General features: G+C 71.3%; 21 protein-coding genes. 13 read left to right on the plus strand and 8 right to left on the minus strand.

The genetic code is table 11. From position 1 onward, the window contains the following. Positions 1–17 precede the first annotated feature (17 nt). Positions 18–998: a MauE/DoxX family redox-associated membrane protein gene (locus J3P44_RS01120; protein ID WP_255888389.1), complete on the minus strand. Its 981-nt coding sequence runs from the start codon at positions 996–998 to the stop codon at positions 18–20. A 195-nt stretch (positions 999–1193) separates the two neighbouring features. Here J3P44_RS01120 and J3P44_RS01125 point away from each other — a divergent pair, with 195 nt between their 5' ends. Next, a complete protein-coding gene (locus tag J3P44_RS01125; RefSeq protein WP_255888390.1) occupies positions 1194–2540 on the plus strand; it encodes an MFS transporter in 1347 nt (448 codons plus the stop codon). 1 nt (position 2541) lies between these two features. Here J3P44_RS01125 and typA read toward each other — a convergent pair whose 3' ends face one another. Beyond that, positions 2542–4437 (minus strand): translational GTPase TypA, encoded by a 1896-nt coding sequence (gene typA, locus J3P44_RS01130; RefSeq protein WP_255888391.1) that lies wholly within the window; start codon positions 4435–4437, stop codon positions 2542–2544. Between the two features lie 158 nt (positions 4438–4595). Between typA and J3P44_RS01135 the strand changes: the two genes are divergently transcribed. The 3 genes from J3P44_RS01135 (at position 4596) to J3P44_RS01145 (ending at position 7517) form a co-directional block, all read left to right on the plus strand. After that, positions 4596–5939 (plus strand): protealysin inhibitor emfourin, encoded by a 1344-nt coding sequence (locus tag J3P44_RS01135; RefSeq protein ID WP_255888392.1) that lies wholly within the window; start codon positions 4596–4598, stop codon positions 5937–5939. A gap of 10 nt (positions 5940–5949) precedes the next feature. Beyond that, positions 5950–6447, plus strand: coding sequence for an O-acetyl-ADP-ribose deacetylase (locus J3P44_RS01140; protein ID WP_255888393.1), 498 nt, complete (start codon positions 5950–5952; stop codon positions 6445–6447). A 77-nt stretch (positions 6448–6524) separates the two neighbouring features. Beyond that, positions 6525–7517, plus strand: coding sequence for a DNA topoisomerase IB (locus J3P44_RS01145; RefSeq protein WP_255888394.1), 993 nt, complete (start codon positions 6525–6527; stop codon positions 7515–7517). Between the two features lie 15 nt (positions 7518–7532). On the opposite strand, the gene serC is transcribed toward J3P44_RS01145, so the two are convergent. Next, positions 7533–8669, minus strand: coding sequence for a phosphoserine transaminase (gene serC, locus J3P44_RS01150; protein WP_255888395.1), 1137 nt, complete (start codon positions 8667–8669; stop codon positions 7533–7535). A gap of 100 nt (positions 8670–8769) precedes the next feature. Between serC and J3P44_RS01155 the strand changes: the two genes are divergently transcribed. From J3P44_RS01155 to J3P44_RS01165, 3 genes are all read left to right on the plus strand, one after another. Next, the gene (locus J3P44_RS01155) at positions 8770–9315 is read left to right on the plus strand and encodes a GNAT family N-acetyltransferase (protein ID WP_255888396.1); all 546 of its coding nucleotides are present in this window, start codon (positions 8770–8772) and stop codon (positions 9313–9315) included. Between the two features lie 23 nt (positions 9316–9338). After that, the gene (locus J3P44_RS01160) at positions 9339–9707 is read left to right on the plus strand and encodes a thiol-disulfide oxidoreductase DCC family protein (protein ID WP_255888397.1); all 369 of its coding nucleotides are present in this window, start codon (positions 9339–9341) and stop codon (positions 9705–9707) included. A gap of 148 nt (positions 9708–9855) precedes the next feature. After that, positions 9856–10494, plus strand: coding sequence for a VldE C-terminal domain-containing protein (locus J3P44_RS01165; RefSeq protein WP_255888398.1), 639 nt, complete (start codon positions 9856–9858; stop codon positions 10492–10494). Positions 10495–10528: 34 nt separating this feature from the next. Here J3P44_RS01165 and J3P44_RS01170 read toward each other — a convergent pair whose 3' ends face one another. Continuing rightward, on the minus strand, positions 10529–11632 hold the full coding sequence (locus J3P44_RS01170) for a citrate synthase 2 (protein WP_255888399.1): 1104 nt from the start codon (positions 11630–11632) through the stop codon (positions 10529–10531). Between the two features lie 93 nt (positions 11633–11725). Here J3P44_RS01170 and pdxH point away from each other — a divergent pair, with 93 nt between their 5' ends. From pdxH to J3P44_RS01200, 6 genes are all read left to right on the plus strand, one after another. Continuing rightward, positions 11726–12361: a pyridoxamine 5'-phosphate oxidase gene (pdxH, locus tag J3P44_RS01175; RefSeq protein ID WP_255888400.1), complete on the plus strand. Its 636-nt coding sequence runs from the start codon at positions 11726–11728 to the stop codon at positions 12359–12361. A gap of 54 nt (positions 12362–12415) precedes the next feature. Next, entirely contained in the window at positions 12416–12991 is a 576-nt protein-coding gene (locus J3P44_RS01180; protein WP_255888401.1) for a TetR/AcrR family transcriptional regulator, read from the plus strand. A 2-nt stretch (positions 12992–12993) separates the two neighbouring features. After that, complete coding sequence (locus tag J3P44_RS01185) at positions 12994–14727, plus strand: ABC transporter ATP-binding protein (protein ID WP_255889147.1); 1734 nt, start codon at positions 12994–12996, stop codon at positions 14725–14727. Beyond that, positions 14724–16721: an ABC transporter ATP-binding protein gene (locus J3P44_RS01190; RefSeq protein ID WP_305121859.1), complete on the plus strand. Its 1998-nt coding sequence runs from the start codon at positions 14724–14726 to the stop codon at positions 16719–16721. The genes J3P44_RS01185 and J3P44_RS01190 overlap by 4 nt, the downstream gene beginning before the upstream one ends. A 526-nt stretch (positions 16722–17247) precedes the next feature. After that, entirely contained in the window at positions 17248–18834 is a 1587-nt protein-coding gene (locus tag J3P44_RS01195; RefSeq protein ID WP_255888402.1) for an MDR family MFS transporter, read from the plus strand. A gap of 8 nt (positions 18835–18842) precedes the next feature. Continuing rightward, complete coding sequence (locus J3P44_RS01200) at positions 18843–19286, plus strand: MarR family winged helix-turn-helix transcriptional regulator (protein WP_255888403.1); 444 nt, start codon at positions 18843–18845, stop codon at positions 19284–19286. Positions 19287–19304: 18 nt separating this feature from the next. Here J3P44_RS01200 and J3P44_RS01205 read toward each other — a convergent pair whose 3' ends face one another. The 4 genes from J3P44_RS01205 to J3P44_RS01220 are packed head-to-tail and all read right to left on the minus strand — an operon-like array spanning position 19305 to position 23251. Next, entirely contained in the window at positions 19305–20891 is a 1587-nt protein-coding gene (locus J3P44_RS01205) for a glycoside hydrolase family 13 protein (RefSeq protein ID WP_255888404.1), read from the minus strand. Positions 20892–20925: 34 nt separating this feature from the next. Continuing rightward, positions 20926–21633 (minus strand): hypothetical protein, encoded by a 708-nt coding sequence (locus J3P44_RS01210; RefSeq protein ID WP_255888405.1) that lies wholly within the window; start codon positions 21631–21633, stop codon positions 20926–20928. A 53-nt stretch (positions 21634–21686) separates the two neighbouring features. After that, on the minus strand, positions 21687–22688 hold the full coding sequence (locus J3P44_RS01215) for a hypothetical protein (RefSeq protein WP_255888406.1): 1002 nt from the start codon (positions 22686–22688) through the stop codon (positions 21687–21689). Further along, entirely contained in the window at positions 22685–23251 is a 567-nt protein-coding gene (locus J3P44_RS01220) for an RNA polymerase sigma factor (RefSeq protein ID WP_255888407.1), read from the minus strand. Before J3P44_RS01220 ends, J3P44_RS01215 begins: the two co-directional genes overlap by 4 nt. Positions 23252–23375: the final 124 nt, after the last annotated feature.

The raw sequence follows: 23375 nt of genomic DNA on the forward strand, positions 1-23375 counted from the left end.
TGGACATCAGCGTCCTGCTAGTCGGCCGTGAGCTGAACCAGCACGTCCTCCACGAACTCGGCCACGGCGTCCTCACCGACGACGGGACCTCCGGCCATGAGCCCGTCGACCCCGATCAGGACGGCGGCCGGCGTGCTGACGGAGAACACCCGGCGCACGTTGAGCTCCGGCTCCACCGCGCCCAGCTCGCGAGCATGCGCAGCGGCGCCGGCCGCCGAGGGCTCGTCGGGATAGACGGCCAGCACTCCCACGGCGGGCGCCAGCTGCGCCGCCCAGTCGTCCAGCTTCGCCGCGGTCCGGACGCAGGGACTGCAGCCGGGGTTGAGGACCACCAACAGCCGGGCCTGCATGGTGGCCAGCTCGGCCAGGGTGGTGGACCGGTCGTCGGGGAGCTTCAGGACCCCGTACGGGATCGGCTGGCGTTCGTAGTCGAGGACCTCCGCGTCGCCCTGCGACCGGGTCGCGGGGGCCGACGTGCCACCCACCACCAGCAGTGCCACCGCCGCAGCCGCAACGGCCGCGACCAGCGTCCACGCGTCCCCGCTGTCCAGGTCACCGAGGGCCGCCGGAACGGACCCGCCGTCCAGGGCGAACCAGACGACCAGCCCGGAGAGCACCACCAGCAGGCCGTTGCGCCCGAGGGTCGTCCGGTCGATGTCGTGGCGCCCCAGGCTGCCGAAGCACGAGCAGGACACCGGCTCATCGAAGCCGAGCGCCCGAGCGACCAACCAGGTGTAGGAGAGCATCAGCACCAGCACGGCCAGCGCCACAGGCAACAGCCATCCCGATGGCGCCGCGAGCAGCAGGACCGCCAGCGCGACCTCGGCCCATGGGAGGGCCGTTGCCGCGGCGTCGGCGGGCACCACGTGTGGCACCCGGAGCGCGTCGAAGGCGTCGCGGGTCGCGCGGCGGTCACGGAGCTTGGCGACTCCGCTGGTGACCAGCACGGCCGCGAGGGTCAGCCCCACGATGAGCGCTGCGACCGGTGTCGACGACATGGCCCGAATCGTACGGTCCGTGGTCCGGCGATGGTGCTCGAACGGAATGGCAGGCTGGTCTTCAACTCCTGCACGAGCTGACCCGCGCGCTCTTCGGCTCCCGCTCGCTCCTCCCTCGAGGGACAGGACGCAGCAACGTCGGAGGCGCGCCCGGTCAAGGAATGCTCGGGTTCGGTGTGCGGTTGTCGTCTCTTGATGACCTCTCCCGCTGCGCCCCGCCTCGAGCCCGAGAGCACTGACGACTCTCGTCGCGTCTCGCTCCTGCTCGGCCTCCTCTTCGGGCTGGCCGGGATGGGCTCGTCCAGCGCGGCGGTGACCCTGCCCCTGCTCGGGCCCGACCTCGGAGTCGGTCAGGGGCTGGCCACGTGGACGATCAGCCTCTACGCGCTCATGCTCGCGGTCACCACCGCGCTCTACGGCCGGATCTCCGACCTCGTCGGCGTACGCGCACCGCTCCTGGCCGGGCTGGTGCTGATGTCGGTCGGCGCGCTGGTCGCCGCGGTGGCGCCCACCTTCGAGGTCCTGCTCGGTGCCCGCGTGATCCAGGGCGCCGGGGCGGCCGCGGTCCCGACGCTGGGAGTCACGGTCCTGTCGGCGAGGTACTCGGGCGAGATCCGCGGGCTCGCCTTCGGTCGCCTCGCCGGCACCGCCGCGGCGGTGAGCTGCCTCGGGCCCCTCGTCGGCGGCCTCGTCGAGTCGGCGCTGGGGTGGCGCGCCGTGATGGCACTGCCGATCCTCGGCGCGCTCGTGGTGCCGTTCCTGTGGCGTGCCCTGTCCACCGACGGCAGCGGAGCGCGTCTCGACATCGTCGGGGCGGTCCTGGTGGCCCTCACCGCGGCCGGGATGGTCCTGCTCGTGCAGTCCCCGTCGGCCGGGCTCCTCATTGCCGCGATCGGAGCGACCCTGCTGGTGCTGGGGGTGCCCGCGGTGCGCGCGACCGTACGCCGACGTCCCGACGGCTTCCTCCCGCTCGAGGTGGTGCGCAACGCCGTCGTCGTACGCAGCGCGGTCGCGGCCGCGGCGGTGCCCGCGGCGTGGTTCGCGCTGCTGATCGCCCTGCCTGCGGTCCTCCTCGCCCACGGGTGGGAGGCGTGGGAGGTCGGCCTGGCCATGGTGCCCAGCGCGGTGGTGGCGCTCTTCGTCCCGCAGGTCGCCGGGCCGCTGCTGGTCAGGATCGGCCCCGGGCGAGCGCTGGCGTTGTCCGGGCTGGTCGCCTCAGCAGCGCAGCTGGTGGCGGCAGGCGGCGCCTACCTCACGAGTGCGCCGATCCTCGTGGTGGCGATCGTGCTGGTCACCTTCGCCTTCGGGCTGGGCCAGCCGGCGCTGAGCGCGGTCGTCGGCGACGCCGTGTCGCCCGAGGTCCGGGGCGTCGCCCTCGGTGTGGCCACGCTGCTCTTCCTCATCGGCGGCAGCGTCGGCTCGGCCGTGGTGGCCGGTCTCGGCGGTCCGCTGGGCATGCCAGTGGCGCTGCTCGTGCTCGCCGTGCTCCCACTGCTTGGGCTGGTCGTGCTCGCGCCGACGCTGCGGCCGGCGCGGGGCTGACTCAGCCCTTGTTGGCCTTGCGCGCCTGCGAGGCCGTCTTGGCGCGGGCGTTGGCGTCCAGCACGACCTTGCGGATCCGGACCGTCTCGCGCGTGACCTCGACGCACTCGTCCTCGCGGCAGAACTCCAGGCACTGCTCGAGCGAGAGCCGCTTCGGCGGGATCAGCTTCTCGAAGTTGTCGGAGGTGGCGGACCGGATGTTGGTCTGCTGCTTCTCCTTGGTGATGTTGACGTCCATGTCGTCGGCGCGGGAGTTCTCGCCGACGATCATGCCCTCGTAGACCTCGGTGGTCGGCTCGACGAACAGCACGCCGCGCTCCTGCAGGGACGTCATGGCGTACGCCGTCGCCACGCCGGCGCGGTCGGCGACCAGGGAGCCCGAGTTGCGCGAGCGGATCTCACCGGCCCACGGGTGGTAGCCCTCGGAGATGTGGTGGGCGATGCCCGTGCCGCGGGTCTCGGTGAGGAAGTCGGTGCGGAAGCCGATGAGGCCACGCGCAGGGACGACGAAGTCCATCCGGACCCAGCCGGTGCCGTGGTTGGTCATCCCCTCCATGCGCCCCTTGCGGGCGGCGAGGAGCTCGGTGATGGTGCCGAGGTACTCCTCGGGCGCGTCGATCGTGAGGCGCTCGAAGGGCTCGTGCACCTTGCCGTTGACCTCACGGGTGACGACCTGCGGCTTGCCGACGGTGAGCTCGAAGCCCTCGCGGCGCATCTGCTCGACCAGGATCGCCAGCGCGAGCTCGCCGCGGCCCTGGACCTCCCAGGCGTCGGGTCGCTCGGTGGGCAGGACGCGCAGGGAGACGTTGCCGACGAGCTCCGCGTCGAGGCGGTCCTTGACCAGGCGGGCGGTCACCTTCGCGCCCTTGACCTTGCCGACCAGGGGTGAGGTGTTGGTGCCGATGGTCATCGAGATCGCCGGCTCGTCGACGTGGATCAGCGGCAGTGCGATCGGGTTCTCGGCGTCGGCGAGGGTCTCACCGATCGTGATGTCGGGGATGCCCGCGATGGCGACGATGTCACCGGGACCGGCGGACTCGCCCGGCACGCGCTCGAGGCCCTCGGTGACGAGCAGCTCGGTGATGCGGACGTTCTTGGTGACTCCGTCGCGCTTCATCCACGCGACCGTCTGGCCCTTCTTCAGGGTGCCCTGGTGGACGCGCAGCAGCGCGAGGCGGCCGAGGAACGGCGACGAGTCGAGGTTGGTGACGTGGGCCTGGAGCGGAGCGCCCTCGTCGTACTGCGGGGCCGGGATCGTCTCGAGGATGGTCTTGAAGAGCGGCTCGAGGTCCGAGCCCTCGGGCATGGAGCCGTTCTCCGGCTGCTGGAGCGAGGCGATGCCGGCCTTGCCGGACGCGTAGACGACGGGGAAGTCGAGGGCGTCCTGGCTGTGCGAGTCGTCGAGCAGGTCCATGAAGAGCTCGTAGGACTCGTCGACGACCTCGGTGATGCGGGCGTCGCTACGGTCGGTCTTGTTGACGACGAGGATCACAGGCATGTCGGCGTTGAGCGCCTTGCGAAGGACGAAGCGGGTCTGGGGGAGCGGGCCCTCGGAGGCGTCGACGAGCAGCACGATGCCGTCCACCATGGACAGGCCGCGTTCGACCTCGCCGCCGAAGTCGGCGTGGCCGGGGGTGTCGATGATGTTGATGACCATCGGCTGGCCGCCGCCGGCCGGACCGGCGTAGTGCACGGCGGTGTTCTTCGCGAGGATGGTGATGCCCTTCTCGCGCTCGAGGTCGCCGGAGTCCATGACGCGGTCGGCGACGCTCTCGGCCTGGTGGGCGGTGAACGCGCCGGCCTGGCGGAGCATCGCGTCGACCAGCGTGGTCTTGCCGTGGTCGACGTGAGCGACGATCGCGACGTTGCGCAGGTCGGAGCGGGACAGGGTGGACATGCAGGAGCCTTCCGGGCGGAGACGAGCAAGCGGCCGTACGGCCGGGCGCGGCCAGCACGGCCGCAGCGTCAGAAGTCTAGTGCGGGACGGGCAGGAAGCGGATTTCCCGGACGTCGCTCCCCCTACCCACTGTCGGACGGCAGGGGTAGACCTGTCCCATGACGTCTCGGGCCCCTTCCTCCCACACCTCCCCCCGGTGCACCTTCATCCCGCCCTGGCTCGCCGAGCTCGTCGACGGGCCGGAGCAGGCCGCGCGCGACGAGGCGCTGCGCGCGAGCCGGGAGGGGCGGGCTCGCTCGGCCGGCACCGCGACCGTCGACCTCGACGCTCCCGCCTGGACCGTCCACGACGCCGGCTCGACGACCTCCCTGCCAGGCACGCCGGCCCGCTCGGCAGGTCAGCCCGAGACAGGCGACGTCGCCGTCGACGAGGCGGCCGCCGGCATCGAGGCGACCCTGGCGATGTTCGCGGAGGTCCTCCGGCGCGACTCCCACGACGGCGCGGGCGCGCCGGTCAGCCTCACCGTCCACTACGGCTCCGACTACAACAACGCCTTCTGGGACGGCAACCAGCTGGTCTTCGGCGACGGTGACGGCCGCGTCTTCGAGCGCTTCACCAAGCCGGTCGACGTGCTGGCCCACGAGTTCTCCCACGCGGTCATCCAGCACACCGCCGACCTGACCTACCGCGGTCAGTCGGGCGCGCTCAACGAGTCCGTCGCCGACGTGTTCGCGTCCTGCCTCAAGCAGCGGCTGCTGGACCAGGAGGCCGGCGACGGCGATTGGCTGATCGGGGAGGGCATCTTCACCGCGTCGGTCCGGGGTCGTGCGCTGCGCGACATGGCGGCCCCCGGGACGGCCTACGACGACCCCGAGGTCGGCGCCGATCCCCAGGTCGGACACATGGACGACTTCGTCGAGACGACGGCCGACAACGGCGGAGTCCACCTCAACTCCGGCATCCCCAACAAGGCCTTCCAGCTCGCCGCGGTCGCCATCGGCGGCACGGCGATCGAAGGTGCAGGCCGGATCTGGTACGACGCCCTCATCGGCGGTGACGTCTCTGCGGACGCCGACTTCGCTGCCTTCGCCGCCGCCACTGTCGCAGCCGCCGGGCAGCACGCCGACGTCGTCCGCGACGCGTGGACGCAGGTCGGCGTGGAGCCGGCCGCCACCGGAGGTGCGGCGGTGCCGGAGGCCGTGCCTGACACCGTCGCCGCTGCTCGGCTGAGGGTCGAGCGCAGCGGGGGATTCATCGGCCGGACGGAGTCGGCCGAGGTCGACCTCGACGATCCCGCCCAGACTGGGCTCCGTGGCCTGGTCGCCGACGCCGGGCTCACCGGCGTCGACCCTGCGCTGGACCCCACGCCCCGGCCCGACATGTACGTCTACACCTTCACGCTCGACGACCACGAGCCCGTCTGCGTGCCCGAGCACCGGCTCACCGACCTCCAGGCCGAGCTCGCCCGACGGGTCCTGCAGCCCGGGTCGGTCGCGGACTGAGGAGCAGGCGATGCGGCTCACCGTCGTCGATGGCGACATCACCACCCAGCAGGTCGATGCGGTCGTCAACGCCGCCAACCGTCGGATGCGCGGCGGCCTCGGGGTCGACGGGGCCATCCATGCTGCCGGTGGGCCGGAGGTGCTCGAGGACTGCAAGCGGCGCTTCCCCGACGGCCTGGCCACCGGCGCCGCGGGCTGGACGACCGGCGGTCGGTTGCCTGCGCGCTGGGTGATCCATGTGGTCGGCCCCAACTACGCCGCCGGCGAGCGGGACCGCAGCCTGCTGACCTCCTGCTACTCCGGCGCGCTGGCCGTCGCCGACGAGCTCGGCGCCCGGACGGTGGCCTTCCCGCTGGTGAGTGCCGGCGTCTACGGCTGGCCGCGGGAGGACGCGATGCGGGCCGCGGTCGAGACCCTGCGCACCACCCCGACCGCGGTCGAGGAGGCCCGCATCGTCGCGTTCGGCAGGGCGGCGTACGACGAGATCGCCGCGGTGGTGGGAGCCTGATGCGCGATCCGGAGCGCTGGCCCGTCTCCTCCCTCTGGGTGTCTCCGCGGTCGAGGGTCTCCCGCTAGGTTCACCGGGTGCCTCGACTGCGGCGTACGTTCCCCGACCAGCCGGGCTGGACCCGACGGCGGTCCGGCAAGGGGTTCACCTACCTCGACCTGGACAGCAACCGACTCGGCGAGGAGCAGGCCCAGCGCTGCAGGGACCTGGTGATCCCGCCCGCGTGGACGGACGTGTGGATCACGCCCCACGCCAACGGCCACCTCCAGGCGGTCGGGACCGACGACGCCGGGCGTCGGCAGTACCTCTACCACCCGCAGTGGCGCAGCAGCCGCCAGGCCGCGAAGTTCGACCGGATCCTCCGCTTCGGCAAGGCGCTCTCCAAGGCCCGCGAGCGGGTGCTGACCGACATCGAGGCCGAGGGGATGTCGCTCGAACGTGCCTGTGCCGTCGCCGTACGACTCCTCGACCTCGGCTACTTCCGGATCGGCAACGACGTCTACACCGACACCAACGGCTCCTTCGGCCTGACCACCCTGCGCAAGGAGCACGTCAGCCGTCACGGCAAGGCCCTGCGGTTCCAGTTCCTCGGCAAGTCGGGCATCGAGCACAAGATCGACATCGACGACAAGGCCGTGATCGGGGCGCTCGACGTGATGCGGCGCCGGCGTGGGGGCGAGGAGCTCCTGGCGTGGAAGGACGGTCGGCGCTGGCGCAACCTGGGGTCAGGCGACGTCAACGCCTACATCCGCACCTGCATGGGGATCGAGGCCACGGCCAAGGACTTCCGCACCTGGCACGCGACCGTGATCGCGGCGGCCGCGCTCGCCGAGGCCGACGAGCCGGGGGAGACCAAGGCGTCGCGCAAGCGCGCCGCGTCCGGCGCCATGAGGGAGGTCTCGGAGTTCCTCGGCAACACCCCCACGCTGGCGCGGACGGCGTACGTCGACCCGCGCGTGGTGGAGGCCTACGAGCGGGGCCGGACGATCAAGGTCCGGACGCGCTACGACACCGCCGACGCACGCCAGGCAGCGCTCGAGCGCGCCGTGCTCAAGCTGCTCTCGGCCTGAGCACGACGCTCGGGCTCAGAGGTTCTCGACGACGTGGTCGATCGCGCCGGTGAGCTTCTCGACGTCGGCCGGGTCGATCGCGGGGTACATCGCGATCCGCAGCTGGTTGCGGCCCAGCTTGCGGTAGGGCTCGGTGTCGACCACGCCGTTGGCGCGCAGCACCGCGGCGATCCGGGCGGCGTCGATCGACTCGTCGAAGTCGATCGTGCCGATGACGAGCGAGCGGTCCGCCGGGTCGGCGACGTAGGGGGTCGTGTACGACGTCCGCTCCGCCCAGCCGTAGAGCGCGTCCGAGGAGGCGGTCGTCCGCTCGACCATCGCCTTGAGCCCACCTTGGCCGTTCATCCAGTCGAGCTGCTCAGCCATCAGGAAGAGCGTGGCCACCGACGGGGTGTTGTAGGTCTGGTTCTTCGACGAGTTGTCGATTGCGGTCGGCAGGTCGAAGAACGGCGGGACGTAGCGCTCGCTCGCGGCGATCTCCTCGGCACGTGCGAGGGCGCGGGGCGACATCAGCGCGATCCACAGCCCGCCGTCGGACGCGAAGCACTTCTGCGGCGCGAAGTAGTAGGCGTCCACCTCGTTGAGGTCGACGGGCAGGCCGCCGGCGCCGGAGGTCGCGTCCACGAGCACCAGCGCGTCGTCGGCGACGTCCGCGGGACGGCGTACGGGAGCCATCACCGCGGTGGAGGTCTCGTTGTGCGCCCAGGCGTAGGCGTCGACGCCGTCCTCGGCGACCGCGTCCGGTCGCGAGCCGGGGTCGCTGGAGATGACCGTCGGGTCGGCCAGCCACGGCGCCTTCTTGGCCGACGTGGCGAACTTGGACGAGAACTCGCCGAAGGCGAGGTGTTGGCTCTTCTCGCGGATCAGGCCGAAGCAGGCGATGTCCCAGAAGGCGGTCGCCCCGCCGTTGCCGAGGACGACCTCGTAGCCCTCCGGCAGGTCGAACAGCGCAGCCAGTCCCTCACGGACCCGCCCGACGGTCTTCTTCACCGGCGCCTGCCGGTGGGAGGTGCCCATCAGCTGGTCGCCGGTCGCGGCCAGCGCGTCGAGGTGGCTCGTCTGGATCTTGGACGGACCCGCGCCGAAGCGGCCATCGGCCGGGAGGAGCTCGGCGGGGATCTGCAGTGTCTGATCGTGCGGGGCGTCGGTCATGGAGAAACCTCACGTGGAGCGGGACGGTGGTCCTGACGACGCTGTCAGAGGCGCCTATTGTGGCATCCGCCCAAGCACGTCTCATGTCGGGGGAGCTCTCGTGAACACCAGCCTGGACGGCAACGCCCTGGACGGCAGCGCCTTGGACGACACGGCCCGGGACCACCTCGTGATCGAGCGGGTGCCGATCACGCACCCGGACGCCCAGTCGCTGATCGAGGCCGTGCAGGCCGAGTACGTCGCGCGCTACGGCGGCCAGGACGAGTCGCCCGTCGACCCGGCCGACTTCGAGGACCCGCTCGGCCAGTTCTTCGTGGGCTACCTCGATGGTGCACCCGTCGCGACCGGCGCCTGGCGGCGCAGCTCGGTGAAGGCGCTCCGCGCCGAGGTCACCGCGGAGATCAAGCGGATGTACGTCGTCCCAGCCGCGCAGCGCCGGGGACTGGCCCGCCGGATGCTCGCCCACCTCGAGACCACCGCCGCGGCTGCCGGCATCGAGGCCCTGGTGCTGGAGACCGGGATGAAGCAGCCCGAGGCCATCGCGCTCTACCTCTCCTCCGGCTACGAGCCGATCCCGGGCTTCGGCTACTACTGCGGCTCGGACCTGAGCCGCTGCTTCGGTCGGCGGATCACGTCCGCCGGGTGAGGTCGTCGCCGTAGTCTGGGGACGTGGACCGCGGACTGATGCTCAATGACGCCGACTGCGGCTTCTGCATGCGCACCGCCGCGCTGGTGCCACGGCTAGGGGTCGACGTCGACAGCGCCACGCTGCAGTTGGTCGACCTCGCGGCGTTGGGCGTCGACGAGGAACGGGCCCTGGTCGAGATGCCCTACGTCCACCCGGACGGTCGCGTGGACTACGGCCACCGCGCCTTCGCCGCGATCCTCGCCACCGGCCCGGTGCCGTGGCGGCTCGTCGGCCGACTGATGACGAGTCGGCCGGTCGATCCGGTCGCCCGACGCGTCTACCGCTGGGTCGCCGCCAATCGCTCACGGCTGCCGGGCGGCACTCCGGCCTGCTCCCTCGACGGACGCTGACGCCGGCTGGTGTGGAGGTCCGGGTCTCCGGTCCGAAAGGGCACGGTGAACTACAGCGTTGATGTTCGAGCAATCCACTGACGGTGGCTGGTGGGGCACCTACGGTCACTGAGCCGGAAGTGATCTCAGGGGAAGATGGGGCGTCGACATGGGGGCGATCGTGCGTGCCGTCATCCTGCTCTCCGTCTCCCTGAGCCTGGCGCTGGCCATGACGTTGAGCGGTTCGCTCGCCGCCTCCGCGAAGGACGGGCGGGACACCGTCACCTCCTCGGCGCCCTACCTCATGCCCGTCGAGCCCTACGCCGGCTACCAGCCGCAGACGACCTGCCTCCGAACGCCCAAGACGGGTGTCCTGATGCTGGCCGACTGGCTCGTCGCCCGCGGCGGGGGCTATGGCACGATCAGCCGGTCGTGCGAGGGCTCGAGCACCAGTGAGCACAAGGAGTCGCGCGCCTTCGACTGGATCCTCGACGCGCGCGTCGAGGCCGACCAGGCGCTCGCGGCCGCGCTGCTCGACGAGATCCTCGCCCCGGACGACACCGGCGAGCCGCATGCGCTGGCCCGCCGGATGGGGATCATGTACGTCATCTGGGACGACCACATGTACGCGGCGTACGACGGCTTCGAGCCCAAGCGCTACCTCAGCTCGGGCTGCCGCACCCGCCGGACCTGCTCACCGACGCTGCGCCACCGCGACCACATGCACATCTCGCTGACGCGCAAGGGCGCGCGCGGCAAGACGTCGTGGTACCTCGCTCAGCCGGCGCTGGCGTCCGTGGTCCCGTGACAGGGCTTCGTCCTTCCGCGACCGGCGGTGCGGGTCAGCGGCCCCAGGCCTCGTTCCAGCCCTCGACCTCGCTGGCCGCACGGGTGCTCGGGCCTGCGTAGACCGCGGACGGCCGGATGAGCCGCCCGGTGGTCTTCTGCTCCAGGATGTGCGCCGACCAGCCGCCGGTGCGGGCGCAGGTGAACATCGAGGTGAACATGTGCGAGGGGACCTCGGCGAAGTCGAGGACGATGGCCGCCCAGAACTCGACGTTGGTCTCCAGCACGCGGTCGGGTCGACGCTCCCGAAGCTCCTCGAGCGCGGCTTTCTCCAGGGCGACGGCCACCTCGTAGCGCGGTGCGTCGAGCTCCTTGGCCGTGCGCCGCAGCACCCGTGCGCGGGGGTCCTCGGCGCGGTAGACCCGGTGCCCGAACCCCATCAGCCGCTCGCCGTTGTCGAGGAGCTCCTTGACGTAGGCCGACGCGTCGCCGCGCTTCTCGACCTCCTCGATCATGCCGAGCACGCGCGAGGGCGCGCCGCCGTGCAGCGGGCCTGACATGGCGCCGATGGCGCCGGAGAACGCGGCGGCGACGTCCGCGCCGGTGGAGGTGATGACCCGGGCGGTGAAGGTCGAGGCGTTCATGCCGTGCTCGGCCGCCGAGGACCAGTAGGCATCGATGGCGTGGGCGTGCTGGGGGTCGGCCTCGCCGCGCCAGCGGATCAGGAACCGCTCGGCGAGGGTCGTGCCGGTGTCCACCTCGGTCTGGGTGACGACCGGCCGGCCGAGGCCGCGCGCCGACTGGGCGGCGTACGAGAGCACCATGACGGCGACGCGGGAGAGGTCGAGGCGGGCCTGCTCGTCGGAGATGTCGTAGGTCTGGCCCATGCCCAGCATCGGCGCGAGCATCGCGACCGCGGCCTGGACGTCCGCCCGGACGTCGCCGGTGTGGATGGAGATGTTGTAAGGCTCGGCGGGCGGCAGGCCGGGGTCGTAGGCGCCGTCGACGAGGAGTCCCCAGACCTTCTCGAAGGGCACCCGGCCGACGAGGTCCTCGATGTCCACGCCGCGGTAGCGCAGCGCGGAGCCCTCCTTGTCGGGCTCGGCGATCTGCGTCTCGAACGCGACGACACCCTCGAGGCCGTGCTGGATCTCGGTCATGCCACTCCTCAGTGATCGGGAGTCCCGGAGGGCAGCACGGGACGGCTCATTGTGCACCCCTGGTTTGGCCCGCCCGGCGCTACCCTCGGCGACATGGACCTCACCGGACTGCGCGAGGAGTACGCCCGGGGAGGCCTCGACCTCCCCGACCTGGCCGACGACCCGATCGAGATGTTCGAGCGGTGGATCAGCGAGGTCGTCGGTGCCGGCGTGCACGAGCCCAACGCCATGGTGCTCGCCACCGCGACGCCGGACGGGCGACCGTCGAGCCGGATGGTCCTGCTCAAGGGCGTGGGGCCGGAGGGGTTCGTCTTCTTCACCAACCAGGCGTCGCGCAAGGGTGAGGAGCTCGCGGCCAACCCGCGGTGCGCGCTGCTGTTCCCCTGGCACCCGCTCGAGCGCCAGGTGCGCGTCGACGGGGTCGCCGAGGTGCTCGACGCTGCGCGCGTGGAGGCGTACTTCCGGTCGCGACCGCGCGGCGCGCAGCTCGGCGCGTGGGCCTCGGCCCAGTCGCGCCCGGTGGCGTCGCGCGCCGAGCTCGCCGAGTCGTACGCCGCGATGGAGGCGCGCTTCGGCGACGGCGACGTGCCCGTGCCGCCCGAGTGGGGCGGCTACCGCGTCGTGCCCGAGGCCGTAGAGTTCTGGCAGGGCCGGCCCGGTCGGATGCACGACCGGCTGGTCTACCGGCGCTCCGGTGCCGGGTGGGTGGTCGAGCGGCTCGCGCCGTAGCCGTCGCGCCGAAATCCGTTTGTGAGTGAGTGCTCACTCACTTAGGATCGCAGGGTGACTCCTCGCGCGCGGCCCATGACTCCCGAGGACCGGCGCGAGACGCTGGTCGAGGCCACCATCCCCCTGCTGCTCGAGCACGGTCGGTCCGTCACGACCAAGCAGATCGCCGACGCAGCCGGGGTCGCGGAGGGCACGATCTTCCGGGTCTTCGACTCCAAGGACGACCTCGTGACCGCTGCCGTGGAGAAGGCCCTCGACATGGAGCCGTTCCTCGCCGACCTGCAGTCGATCGACCTGGACCAGGACCTGCGGACCAGGCTGACGGACCTCTGCAGGCACCTCCAGGAACGCTTCCGGGGCATCTTCCTGCTGATGACTGCGATGGGGATGGTCGGCCCGCCCAAGTCTCACCAGCAGATGGAGGCAGGCCGGCGGCGCGCCGAGAAGATCATGGTCGCCGTGGTCGAGGGCGACGCCGACCAGCTCACCTGCACCCCGGTCCAGCTCGTCCACATGCTCCGGATGCTGACCTTCTCCGGGACCCACCCCCACATCAGCGACGGGCACATCCTCACGCCCGAGCAGATCGTGGGGACACTGCTCGACGGCGTGCTGAGGAAGGACTCCTGATGCTGCTCGTGAGGCTCGTACGCACCTACCTCAAGCCGTACGCCGCACCGCTCGCCGCGGTGGTGGCGCTGCAGTTCGTGGGCACCATGGCGGCCCTCTACCTGCCCAGCCTCAACGCCGACATCATCGACAAGGGCGTGGTGACCGGCGACACCGGCTACATCGTGCGCCACGGCGGCCTGATGCTCGTCGTGTCCCTCGTGCAGATCCTCTGCTCCGTCGTGGCCGTGTGGTTCTCCGCGCGCAACGCGATGGGCTTCGGCCGCGACCTGCGCGCCGCGATCTTCCACCGGGTCGGCACCTTCTCCGCGCGCGAGGTGCAGCAGTTCGGCGCACCCTCGCTCATCACCCGCGAGACCAACGACGTGCAGCAGGTCCAGATGCTCGTGCTGATGGCCGGCACCTTGTTGGTGGCGGCGCCGATCATGATGGTAGGCGGCATCATCATGGCGGCCCGCGAGGACGTCGGCCTGTCCTGGCTGGTGCTCGCCGTGGTGCCGGTGCTGGGCATCTCGATCGGCCTGCTGGTGCGCCGGATGGTGCCGAGCTTCCGGCTGATGCAGGAGCGCATCGACGAGGTCAACCGCCTGCTGCGCGAGCAGATCACCGGCGTGCGCGTGGTGCGCGCGTTCGTCCGCGAGCAGCACGAGACCGAGCGGTTCCGCGACGCCAACGAGCAGCTGACCGAGGTCGCCATCCGCGCCGGCCGTTGGCAGGCTGCGATGTTCCCCACCGTGATGATCGTGGCCAACGTGGCGACCGTCGGGGTGCTGTGGTTCGGCGGACACCGGGTCGAGAGCGGCCACATGGAGGTCGGCGCGCTGACCGCCTACATCTCCTACCTGATGCAGATCGTCATGTCGGTGATGATGGCGATGTTCATGCTGATGATGGTCCCGCGTGCCACGGTCTGCGCCGACCGGATCACCGAGGTGCTCGACACCGCGTCGTCGGTGGTGCCGCCCGCCGAGCCGGTCACCGACCTCCCCGACCGGCTGACCCTCGAGCTGGATGCCGTCACCTTCGCCTACCCCGGGGCGGACGAGCCCGTGCTGCGCGGGGTGTCGCTGGCGGCCGGACCCGGTGAGACGGTGGCCGTCGTCGGCTCGACGGGCGCCGGCAAGTCGACCCTGGTCAACCTCGTGCCCCGCCTCTTCGACGCCACCGGTGGGACGGTCCGCGTCGGCGGCGTCGACGTACGCGACCTGCAGCCCGAGACGCTCTGGTCGCGGCTCGGGCTCGTGCCGCAGAAGGCATTCCTCTTCCGGGGGACCGTCGCCGACAACCTGCGCTACGGCAAGCCCGACGCCACCGAGGACGAGATGTGGGCGGCTCTCGAGATCGCCCAGGCCAGGGAGTTCGTCGAGGCCATGCCCGACGGGCTCCAGGCCGAGATCACGCAGGGCGGGTCGAGCCTCAGCGGCGGCCAGCGCCAACGCATGGCGATCGCCCGTGCCGTCATCCGCCGACCGGGCATCTATCTCTTCGACGACTCGTTCTCGGCGCTCGACCTGACCACCGACGCACGTCTGCGCGCCGCGCTGAGACCGGTGACCCGCGACGCGACGGTGGTGATCGTGGCGCAGCGGGTCGCGACCATCCGCCACGCCGACCGGATCGTGGTGATGGAGGACGGAGCCGTCGTCGGCACCGGCACCCACGACGAGCTCCTCGAGGACTGCTCGACCTACCGAGAGATCGTCGCGTCCCAGCTCACCGCGGAGGAGGTGGCATGACCGCCGACGTCGAGGCGCAGGCCGAGCCCGGCACGCTCAAGGAGACCGAGCGCGTCCAGACGGGTCCCGGCGGTCCCGGTCGCGGGCCGATGGGTGGCGGGATGATCGGCCAGAAGGCCGACACGTTCTGGCCCTCGCTCAGGCGGCTGCTCGCCCGGCTGCACCCCGAGCGCCACAAGGCGTACGCCGTCCTGGTCCTGACGCTGCTCAGCGTCGGCGCCACCGCTGTGGGGCCGTGGATCCTGGGCCGGGCGACCGACCTCGTCTTCGCCGGGCTGATCGGCAAGGACGTGCTCGCCGGCGGCGCGACCAAGGAGCAGGCGATCGAGGCCCTGCGCGCCCAGGGCGAGACCAACCAGGCCGACATGCTCGAGTCGATGAGGCTGACCGACGGCGTCGACTTCGCCGCGGTCGCCGACGTGCTGATGGTGGTGCTGGCGGTCTACGTCGCGGCGTCGCTGTTGTCATGGCTCGGCGGCTACCTGCTCAACGACGTCGTCCAGGGCACCGTGCTGCGGATGCGCTCGGAGGTCGAGGACAAGGTCCACCGACTGCCGCTGGGCTACTTCGACAAGCAGCCGCGCGGCGAGCTGCTGAGCCGGGTCACCAACGACATCGACAACATCAGCCAGACGCTGCAGCAGACCATGAGCCAGATGCTCAACTCGCTGCTGACGGTCTTCGCGGTGCTGGCGATGATGTTCTGGATCTCGCCGCTGCTGGCGATGGTGGCCCTGGTCTCGGTCCCGATCTCGATGTGGGTCACCGGCGCGGTGATGAAGCGCTCGCAGGGGCTGTTCATCCAGCAGTGGCGACGCACCGGCACGCTCAACGCCCACATCGAGGAGACGTTCTCGGGCCACTCGATCGTCAAGGTCTTCGGCCGCCAGGCGGAGTCCGAGCGGGTGTTCGCCGAGCAGAACGAGGAGCTCTACGAGGCGTCGTACGGCGCCCAGTTCGTGAGCGGCCTGATCATGCCGATCATGATGTTCGTCGGGAACCTCAACTACGTCGTCATCGCGGTCCTGGGCGGACTCCGGGTCGCCAGCGGCACGATGTCGCTCGGTGACGTGCAGGCCTTCATCCAGTACTCCCGCCAGTTCACCCAGCCGCTGACCCAGGTCGCGTCGATGCTCAACCTGCTGCAGTCCGGCGTCGCGTCGGCGGAGCGGGTCTTCGAGCTGCTCGACGCCCCGGAGGAGCCGGTCGAGGAGCAGGGGAGCCCCGCCGCGGCGTCGGACGCGCACGGCGAGGTCCACTTCGAGGACGTCGCGTTCTCCTACGACCCCGAGAGGCCGCTGATCACTGGCCTGTCGCTGGTGGCGGAGCCCGGCAGCACCGTCGCCATCGTCGGCCCGACCGGCGCCGGGAAGACCACGATGGTCAACCTGGTGATGCGCTTCTACGACCCCCAGTCGGGGCGGATCCTGATCGACGGCGTGGACATCGCTTCGATCCCGCGCGGCGTGCTGCGCAGCCGGATCGGGATGGTGCTGCAGGACACCTGGCTCTTCGCCGGGACGATCCGCGACAACATCGCCTACGGCCGTCCCGACGCCACCGAGGGGCAGATCCTCGAGGCGGCCCGCGCGACGTTCGTGGACCGCTTCGTGCACTCGCTGCCCGACGGCTACGACACGGTGATCGACGAGGACGGCTCCAACCTGTCGGCCGGCGAGCGGCAGCTGGTGACGATCGCCCGCGCGAACCTGTCCGACCCGGCGCTGCTGATCCTCGACGAGGCCACGTCGTCGGTCGACACCCGCACCGAGCTGCTGCTGCAGCACGCCATGGCGGCGCTGCGCTCGGACCGTACGTCGTTCGTGATCGCCCACCGGCTCTCCACGATCCGCGACGCCGACCTCATCCTGGTGATGGAGGACGGCTCGATCGTCGAGCAGGGCTCGCACGAGCAGCTGCTGGAGACCGGAGGGGCGTACGCCCGGCTCTATCGGTCGCAGTTCGAGGCGCCGGTCGAGGAGGCGGTGGGCTGAGCCCCGTTAATCCATTGAGGCCGTCCGCGTGCCGACGTACGGTGGTCGCACACGGAAAGGAGGTGATCCGAAGAATGAGTTCTTTTCGGATGAGTGAGGTGGCTGCCCGCTAGGCAGCCCGGCTACGCCGACAGCTGCCGGCGAAACCACAGCAGTCACCCGACCCGCAGGCCCCCGGTGTCATCCCCCGGGGCCCCTTTCCGAGGGGCAGCAGGCCTGCGGGTCGCTGCTTTTCCCGGCCTGTCTGCTCGTCAGACCGAGGGCCGCTCTCGTCGCGACACGCCCGGCCTACGCGTTGAGTCTCTGAGGAACTCAAGCGCGAGGGGAGGTCCTCTGGGCGCGACACGCCCGGCCTACGCGTTGAGTCTCTGAGCGACTCAAGCGCGAGGGTGCGCCCGCAGGGGGACGCGGGGATGTGGCGCGGCTCTCGTACGCGGCGACTAGGGGTGACGCCAACCGCGGGATATGGTTGTAGAGAGCAACTATTGTGATGCGCAACCACGCCGCAGCCGATCGAAGGAACGCAGTGACCCAGGCCCCCACCATCACCGCCGAGCAGAGCGGGGAGATGACGCACCGCCAGGTGCTCGAAGCGCTGAGCGGCCTCCTGCTGGCGATGTTCGTCGCGATGCTCTCCAGCACGATCGTCAGCAACGCGCTGCCCACCATCGTCGACGACCTCCGCGGCAGCCAGACCGGCTACACCTGGGTCGTCGTCGCCACGATGCTCGCGATGACCGCGACCACCCCGATCTGGGGCAAGCTCGCCGACCTCTTCGACAAGTTGGTGCTCGTCCAGTCGGCGCTGGTGATCTACGCCATCGGCTCGTTGATCGCGGGCTTCGCGCCGTCGATGGAGATCCTGATCGGCGCCCGGGTCGTCCAGGGCCTCGGCATCGGTGGCCTCACCGCGCTCGTCCAAGTGGTGATCGCCACGATGGTGTCCCCCCGCGAGCGCGGTCGCTACAGCGGCTACATCGGGGCGGTCTTCGCCCTCGCGACGGTCAGCGGGCCTCTGGTCGGTGGCGTCCTGGTGGACACGGTCGGGTGGCGCTGGTGCTTCTTCGCCGGCCTTCCGGTCGCGGCGCTCGCCTTCGTGGTCCTGCAGAAGACGCTGCGGCTCCCGGTCGTCAGGCGCGACGTCTCGATCGACTACCTCGGCGCATTCCTGCTCGTCGGCGGAGTGTCGGTCCTCCTGATCTGGGTGTCCCTCGGCGGCCAGAGCTTCGACTGGGTCTCCTGGACCAGCGCGCTGCTGGTCGTGGGCGCCGTGGCCGTCACTGCGGCGGCCGTCCACGTCGAGGCCAACGTCGCGACCGACCCGGTGATCCCGCTGCGCCTCTTCCGTGACCGCACGCTGGCCCTGGCCGCAGTCGCCTCGATGCTGATCGGCCTCGCGATGTTCGGCTCGACGGTCTACCTCAGCCTCTACTTCCAGCGGGCCAAGGACATGAGCCCGACCGAGGCCGGCCTGATGTCGATCTGCATGGTCGGCGGCCTCCTGGCCTCGAGCATCCTCAGCGGCAGGATCATCACAGCGACCGGTCTCTGGAAGCGGTGGCTCGTGGGCGGCATGGTCGCGGTCACCGCCGGCATCGCGCTCCTGGCCACGATCGACGCCGGCACCCCGCTGTGGCACACCGGCATCTTCATGGCCGTCCTCGGCCTGGGCCTCGGCGCCACCATGCAGAACCTCGTGCTCGCCGTGCAGAACACCATCGCGCTCGCCGACATGGGCGCCGGCTCGTCGGTCGTCGCGTTCTTCCGTTCCCTCGGAGGCTCGGTGGGCATCGCGGCGCTTGGCGCCGTGCTGGCCCACCAGGTCGCCGACGCCGTCGAGAGCGGCCTGCGGGCGTTGGTGGCCGAGCACCCAGAGCTCGCCTCGGACGTCGCCCATCAGACCGGTGGCATCCCGGACGTCTCGGGCATGCCGGCGCCGATCCGCGCGATCTTCGAGAGCGCCTTCGGCGACGCCACCGGTCACATCTTCTTGGTGGCGCTCCCGTTCGCGCTCGGTGCGCTCATCGCGGTGCTCTTCATCCAGGAGGTGCCGTTGCGCACCTCGGTCAAGCGCGATGATGAGCTCATGGCCGACTCACGCATGGACGAATGAGCAGCATCGTGAGCACCAGGAACGACGACCTCAGGCGCATCGAGTCCGAGGTCCGCACGCTCATCCGCCGGGTCAGGCGCGTGATGGGCGAACGTGCCCGCGAGGTTCACCCCGATCTCCACCCGATGACGTACGTCATCCTCGCCCACCTCGCGGCCTCCGGACCGCTGCGGGGAGCGGACCTGTCCGACGCGTTCGGCATGGACAAAGGCGGCGTCAGCCGGCAGGTGCAGGCGTTGGTCGACCTCGGACTGGTCGAGCGCCGCCCCGACCCGGAGGACCGGCGGGCCATCCTCCTCGACGCCACGGACGATGGCCGTGCGCGGCTGGCGGCGATGAGTCGCAGCCGCAGCGAGCGCTTCGACCAGCGGCTGGGTGACTGGAGCGACGCCGAGCTGGCCGCCTTCGCCGAACAGCTGGCGGCCTACAACTCCGCCCTCTCCGACGACTGACCTGACCCGCGGCCGCGGTCAGCGAAGCCAGGCAGCCGTGTCGGCCAGCAGCTTCCCGTCGACCGGCCCGCTCGCCATGAGCAGCTCGCCCTCGGGCAGCTCGACCGCGGCCGCGCCACAGTTGAGGAGGACCGTCAGCGGTCCGCGCCGGAACGCGAGCACGCCCGCGCCGAGGTCGAGCATCTCCACCTCGTCCCCGGCCGACCAAGCGAACTCGCGGCGGACCCGCAGGGCGTCGCGGTAGAACGCCAGCGTGGAGTCGGCGTCGGCGGCCTGCGCGGCCACGGTGAGCGGCGCCCAGTCCGCGGGCTGCGGGATCCACGGCTGCGACGAGCCGGGGCCGAAGTCGTACGGCGGCTCGGTGCCACCCCACGGGATGGGCACCCGGCACCCGTCGCGGCCGGCCTCGCCGGTGCGGAGGTAGGACGGGTCCTGGCGGTCCTCGGGCGCGACCTCGACCTGCTCGAGACCGAGCTCCTCACCCTGGTAGAGGTAGCTCGAGCCGGGCAGGGCCAGCATGGTGAGCGTCGCGGCGCGCCCGCGGGCCAGGCCCTGCGCACCGCCGCCGTAGCGGGTGACGTGGCGTACGACGTCGTGGTTGCTGAGCACCCATGTCGGCGAGGCCCCGACCGGCGCGACGGCGGCGAGGGTGCTGGTGATGACATCGGCGAAGGCCTCGGCCGACCAGTCGGTGAGCAGCCACGCGAAGTTGAAGGCTTGGTCGAGCTCGTCGGGACGCACGAACGCCGCCATGGACTCCGGCGTCTGGGTCCAGGCCTCGGCGACGGCCATCCGGTCGGGGCCGGCCTCGTCGAGGAGCCGGTGCCACGAGCGGTAGACGTCGTGGACCTCCGGCTGGTCCCACATCGGCTCGTCCTTGAGCTCGCGCGAGACCATAGAGTGGTCGGTGTTCACCTGCCCGGAGCTCGCGGCCGCGCCCTCGGCGAGCACCTGGTCGCGCAGGCCGGCCTCCTTGAAGAGTCCGTGGGCCACGTCGACCCGGAAGCCGTCGACGCCGCGGTCGAGCCAGAAGCGCAGCACGTCCTCGAACATCGCCGGGACCTCCGGGTTGCGCCAGTCGAGGTCGGGCTGGGTGGAGTCGAAGAGGTGGAGGTACCACTGGCCGTCCTCGACCTGGGTCCACGCGGGGCCGCCGAAGACCGAGCCCCAGTTGTTGGGCGGTCCGTCCGGGCTGTCGCGGAAGATGTAGCGCGCCCGCTCGGGGCTGCCCGGACCGGCGGCCAGCGCCGCCTGGAACCACTCGTGCTCGTCGGAGGTGTGGTTGGGGACGAGGTCGACCACGACACGCAGGCCGAGCTCGTGGGCCCGGGCGATCAGCGCATCGGCGTCGCCCAGCGACCCGAACAGCGGGTCGACGTCGCAGTAGTCGGCCACGTCGTAGCCGTGGTCGTGCTGCGGCGAGGTGTAGAACGGGGTGATCCAGAGCGCGTCCGCGCCCAGCTCGGCGATGTGCGGCAGGCGCGAGGTGATGCCGGGCAGGTCGCCGATGCCGTCGCCGTCACTGTCGGCGAAGCTGCGGACGTAGACCTGGTAGACGACGGCGTGACGCCACCAGTGCGTGCTTGGATCGTTCAAAACGGCCATGCGGGACATCCTCTCAAAGCCGCCCCGCGGCCGGTCAACTCCGCCGCGTGGACGTCCGACCACCGAACAGCCCCGGGTCCACGGCGATCCAGGTGTGCTCAGCGGTGGCGACGACACGCCCGTCGGAGTCGTAGAGCGTGGAGGCCGTGAACGTCTTGCGGCCGTCCTGGCCGCGTCCTTCCCCGACCACCACGTGCGGTTCCCCGATCACGGGGAGGTCGTCGACCCGTGCGGTCATCCGGCCGAGCACCATCAGCCGCTCGGCGAGGTCGCCGGCCCATCCGCCGATGCAGTCCAGCGCGGCCCAGGTCGTGGCGACCGACCCGCGCGGGTGCTCGTCGACGTACGTGTGCCAGTCCTCGCGGAGGGTGGGGTGCGGCGTCCAGGTCGCGGCGACCACGACGCCGTGCGGTCCGGCGCCGACGCGGCCCGGGAAGATCCGCAGCCCGTCGCCCTCCTCCCGCCCGGTGCCGCAGGCGAAGCAGGTGGGGAACGGATGGAAGTCGTGTCCGGGGTACGACGCCTCCGCGGAGGCGGCGACGTCTGGAGCGACGGGGTCGACCTCGACCAGCGCGCGCTCCACCCGCGTCGCCGTGGCGATCGCGGCACCGCCGAATCCCGCGTCGCACCGGTTGCCGGGTGAGTCGGCGTCGTCCAGGGCCGCCAGGGCGCCCGCCGTCCAGCCGCCGTTCCCCGAGTCGGGAGGTCCGCAGAAGCGCCGCGGCACGATCAGCTCGCTCACCGGCCTCACTGTGCCACGAACGTCACGTCCGATGGAGGGGCAACCTCCGCCCGTCACGGGCAGCCGAGACCGTCCTGGTAGCCCTCGGGGACGCGACCGGCGCCGACCTCGTCGGCGAACTGCCAGATCACCTCGGGATAGTCGCCCTCCGCCTTCATCTCCTGGAGCACCGGCCACCGGCGGCTGTCGGCCAGGGCGCCGGCGGCACCGCGGGCGGCTTCCCGGTCACCGTCAGACCTGGCCTCGGCGAAGATGTCGAGCCAGGCGCACGCGACGGCACCGGAGACCTTGGCGCCCAGCTGGTAGCGGTCCTTCTCCTCGAACGCCGGCACCTCGAACCCGCTGGGTGTTGCCATCCCGGCCATCATCTCGGCGACGACCGCGTCCTGCTCGTCGTCGGCGACGAACTCCTCGGGCAGGCGGGCCTCGAAGGTCGCCTCGTCCGTCCAGGCCAGTCGGCCGAGGAGCTCGACGTAGGACGCCCGGTCCATCCCCGAGCCACGGATCTCGGGGAAGACCTTGCCCGCGACCGCTCCGATGGTGGTGTGGTCGGTGGCGGAGTAGGGCCACAACCGGGCTTCGGACCCCAGGAGCTGCACGGGCGTGCCGGGGTCAATCTTCGGGGCGTCGATCAGCTGCCGGTCCTCGACGTAGGTGTCGTAAGAACTCGCTGCCCGCAGGTGGACGTCCAGCGCCGCGTCGCCGTTCTCGTAGCGGACCTCGCGCTCGCCGAGCGCGCCCGCGACGTACGTCACGGTCCACCCCTCGGCCTCGAGCGCGACCCACTCGCCCGGCGTGGCGGGAGCCGACGGGGAGGACGCGGGGGCCTCGCGGGCCTCCTCCGGTCCGGCCAGCAGCCAGGAGGGGACGCCCACGAGGGCCGCGACTGCAGCGGCGGCGGCGATCGGGACCAGCCACCGGCGGTGGTGGGGCTCGCGTGTCGTCTCAGGTCGGGTCTCGGTGACGGGTGTGGACATGATCTCCTCCAGGAGCTCGGCCCGAGCCGCCCGGAGGGGCAGCGCTGCGACGGCCTCGTCGGTGGGTCGCGGCGTCATCGCTCCTCCTTCAGGATCGGGATCGGTTGAGTATCTGGTGGATGTCCGGCGAAGGGCCGATCGTTGCCGAGCACCTCGCGGAGGCGAGCCCTGGCGCGGGACAGGCGAGGTCGTACGACGGTTGCGGGCTGGCCCAGCACCTCGGCGATCTCCCGCGCCTCGAGGCCTTCCCACAGGTGCAGTGCCAGGACCTCCTCGTCCCGGGCGCTGAGGCGCGCCATGGCGGCCACCACTGTCTGGTCGAAGGCGACCCGCTCGCTGATGTCGGGCACGACGGCAGCGAGGTCGCGCCTCAGGCGAGCACCCAGACGGTGGCGCCGCTGGTCACCCCGCCGCTGGTTGGCCAGCACTCGCCGCGCCACGCCGTACAGCCAGGGCAGCTGCGCCGCGTCCCTCGGCACGTGCTGCAGTCGCCGCCAGGCCACGAGGAACGTCTCGCTGACGATGTCGGCCGCGTCCTCCGGCCGGGCCGTGCGGCGCAGGGCATATCCGAGAACCGCGTCGAAGTGGGCGTCGTAGAGCGTCCCGAAGACGTGCTCCCGCGATTCATCCGTGACGGTCATGCCTCCCCTATGTCCGGTGCGCGTCTGATCGTTGCAGAGGATCTGGCCGTGGACTGCCGCAAGGAGCAATCGCTGAGGTGGCTCGCCAGAGGGGGTCGTCGCGTCGTCGTGCGACCACCTGAGC

It is taken from the genome of Nocardioides astragali, from assembly GCF_024436375.1.
Lineage (GTDB): Bacteria > Actinomycetota > Actinomycetes > Propionibacteriales > Nocardioidaceae > Nocardioides > Nocardioides astragali.

What these genes read in the sequence shown, in the direction of transcription:
- J3P44_RS01170 (WP_255888399.1), bottom strand. Translation starts at nt 11,632, where the DNA reads ATGACCGAGATCCAGCACGGCCTCGAGGGTGTCGTCGCGTTCGAGACG.
- J3P44_RS01190 (WP_305121859.1), top strand. Translation starts at nt 14,724, where the DNA reads ATGACCGCCGACGTCGAGGCGCAGGCCGAGCCCGGCACGCTCAAGGAG.
- typA (WP_255888391.1), bottom strand. Translation starts at nt 4,437, where the DNA reads ATGTCCACCCTGTCCCGCTCCGACCTGCGCAACGTCGCGATCGTCGCT.
- serC (WP_255888395.1), bottom strand. Translation starts at nt 8,669, where the DNA reads ATGACCGACGCCCCGCACGATCAGACACTGCAGATCCCCGCCGAGCTC.
- J3P44_RS01125 (WP_255888390.1), top strand. Translation starts at nt 1,194, where the DNA reads ATGACCTCTCCCGCTGCGCCCCGCCTCGAGCCCGAGAGCACTGACGAC.
- J3P44_RS01220 (WP_255888407.1), bottom strand. Translation starts at nt 23,251, where the DNA reads ATGACCGTCACGGATGAATCGCGGGAGCACGTCTTCGGGACGCTCTAC.
- pdxH (WP_255888400.1), top strand. Translation starts at nt 11,726, where the DNA reads ATGGACCTCACCGGACTGCGCGAGGAGTACGCCCGGGGAGGCCTCGAC.
- J3P44_RS01215 (WP_255888406.1), bottom strand. Translation starts at nt 22,688, where the DNA reads ATGACGCCGCGACCCACCGACGAGGCCGTCGCAGCGCTGCCCCTCCGG.
- J3P44_RS01140 (WP_255888393.1), top strand. Translation starts at nt 5,950, where the DNA reads ATGCGGCTCACCGTCGTCGATGGCGACATCACCACCCAGCAGGTCGAT.
- J3P44_RS01205 (WP_255888404.1), bottom strand. Translation starts at nt 20,891, where the DNA reads ATGGCCGTTTTGAACGATCCAAGCACGCACTGGTGGCGTCACGCCGTC.
- J3P44_RS01165 (WP_255888398.1), top strand. Translation starts at nt 9,856, where the DNA reads ATGGGGGCGATCGTGCGTGCCGTCATCCTGCTCTCCGTCTCCCTGAGC.
- J3P44_RS01135 (WP_255888392.1), top strand. Translation starts at nt 4,596, where the DNA reads ATGACGTCTCGGGCCCCTTCCTCCCACACCTCCCCCCGGTGCACCTTC.
- J3P44_RS01120 (WP_255888389.1), bottom strand. Translation starts at nt 998, where the DNA reads ATGTCGTCGACACCGGTCGCAGCGCTCATCGTGGGGCTGACCCTCGCG.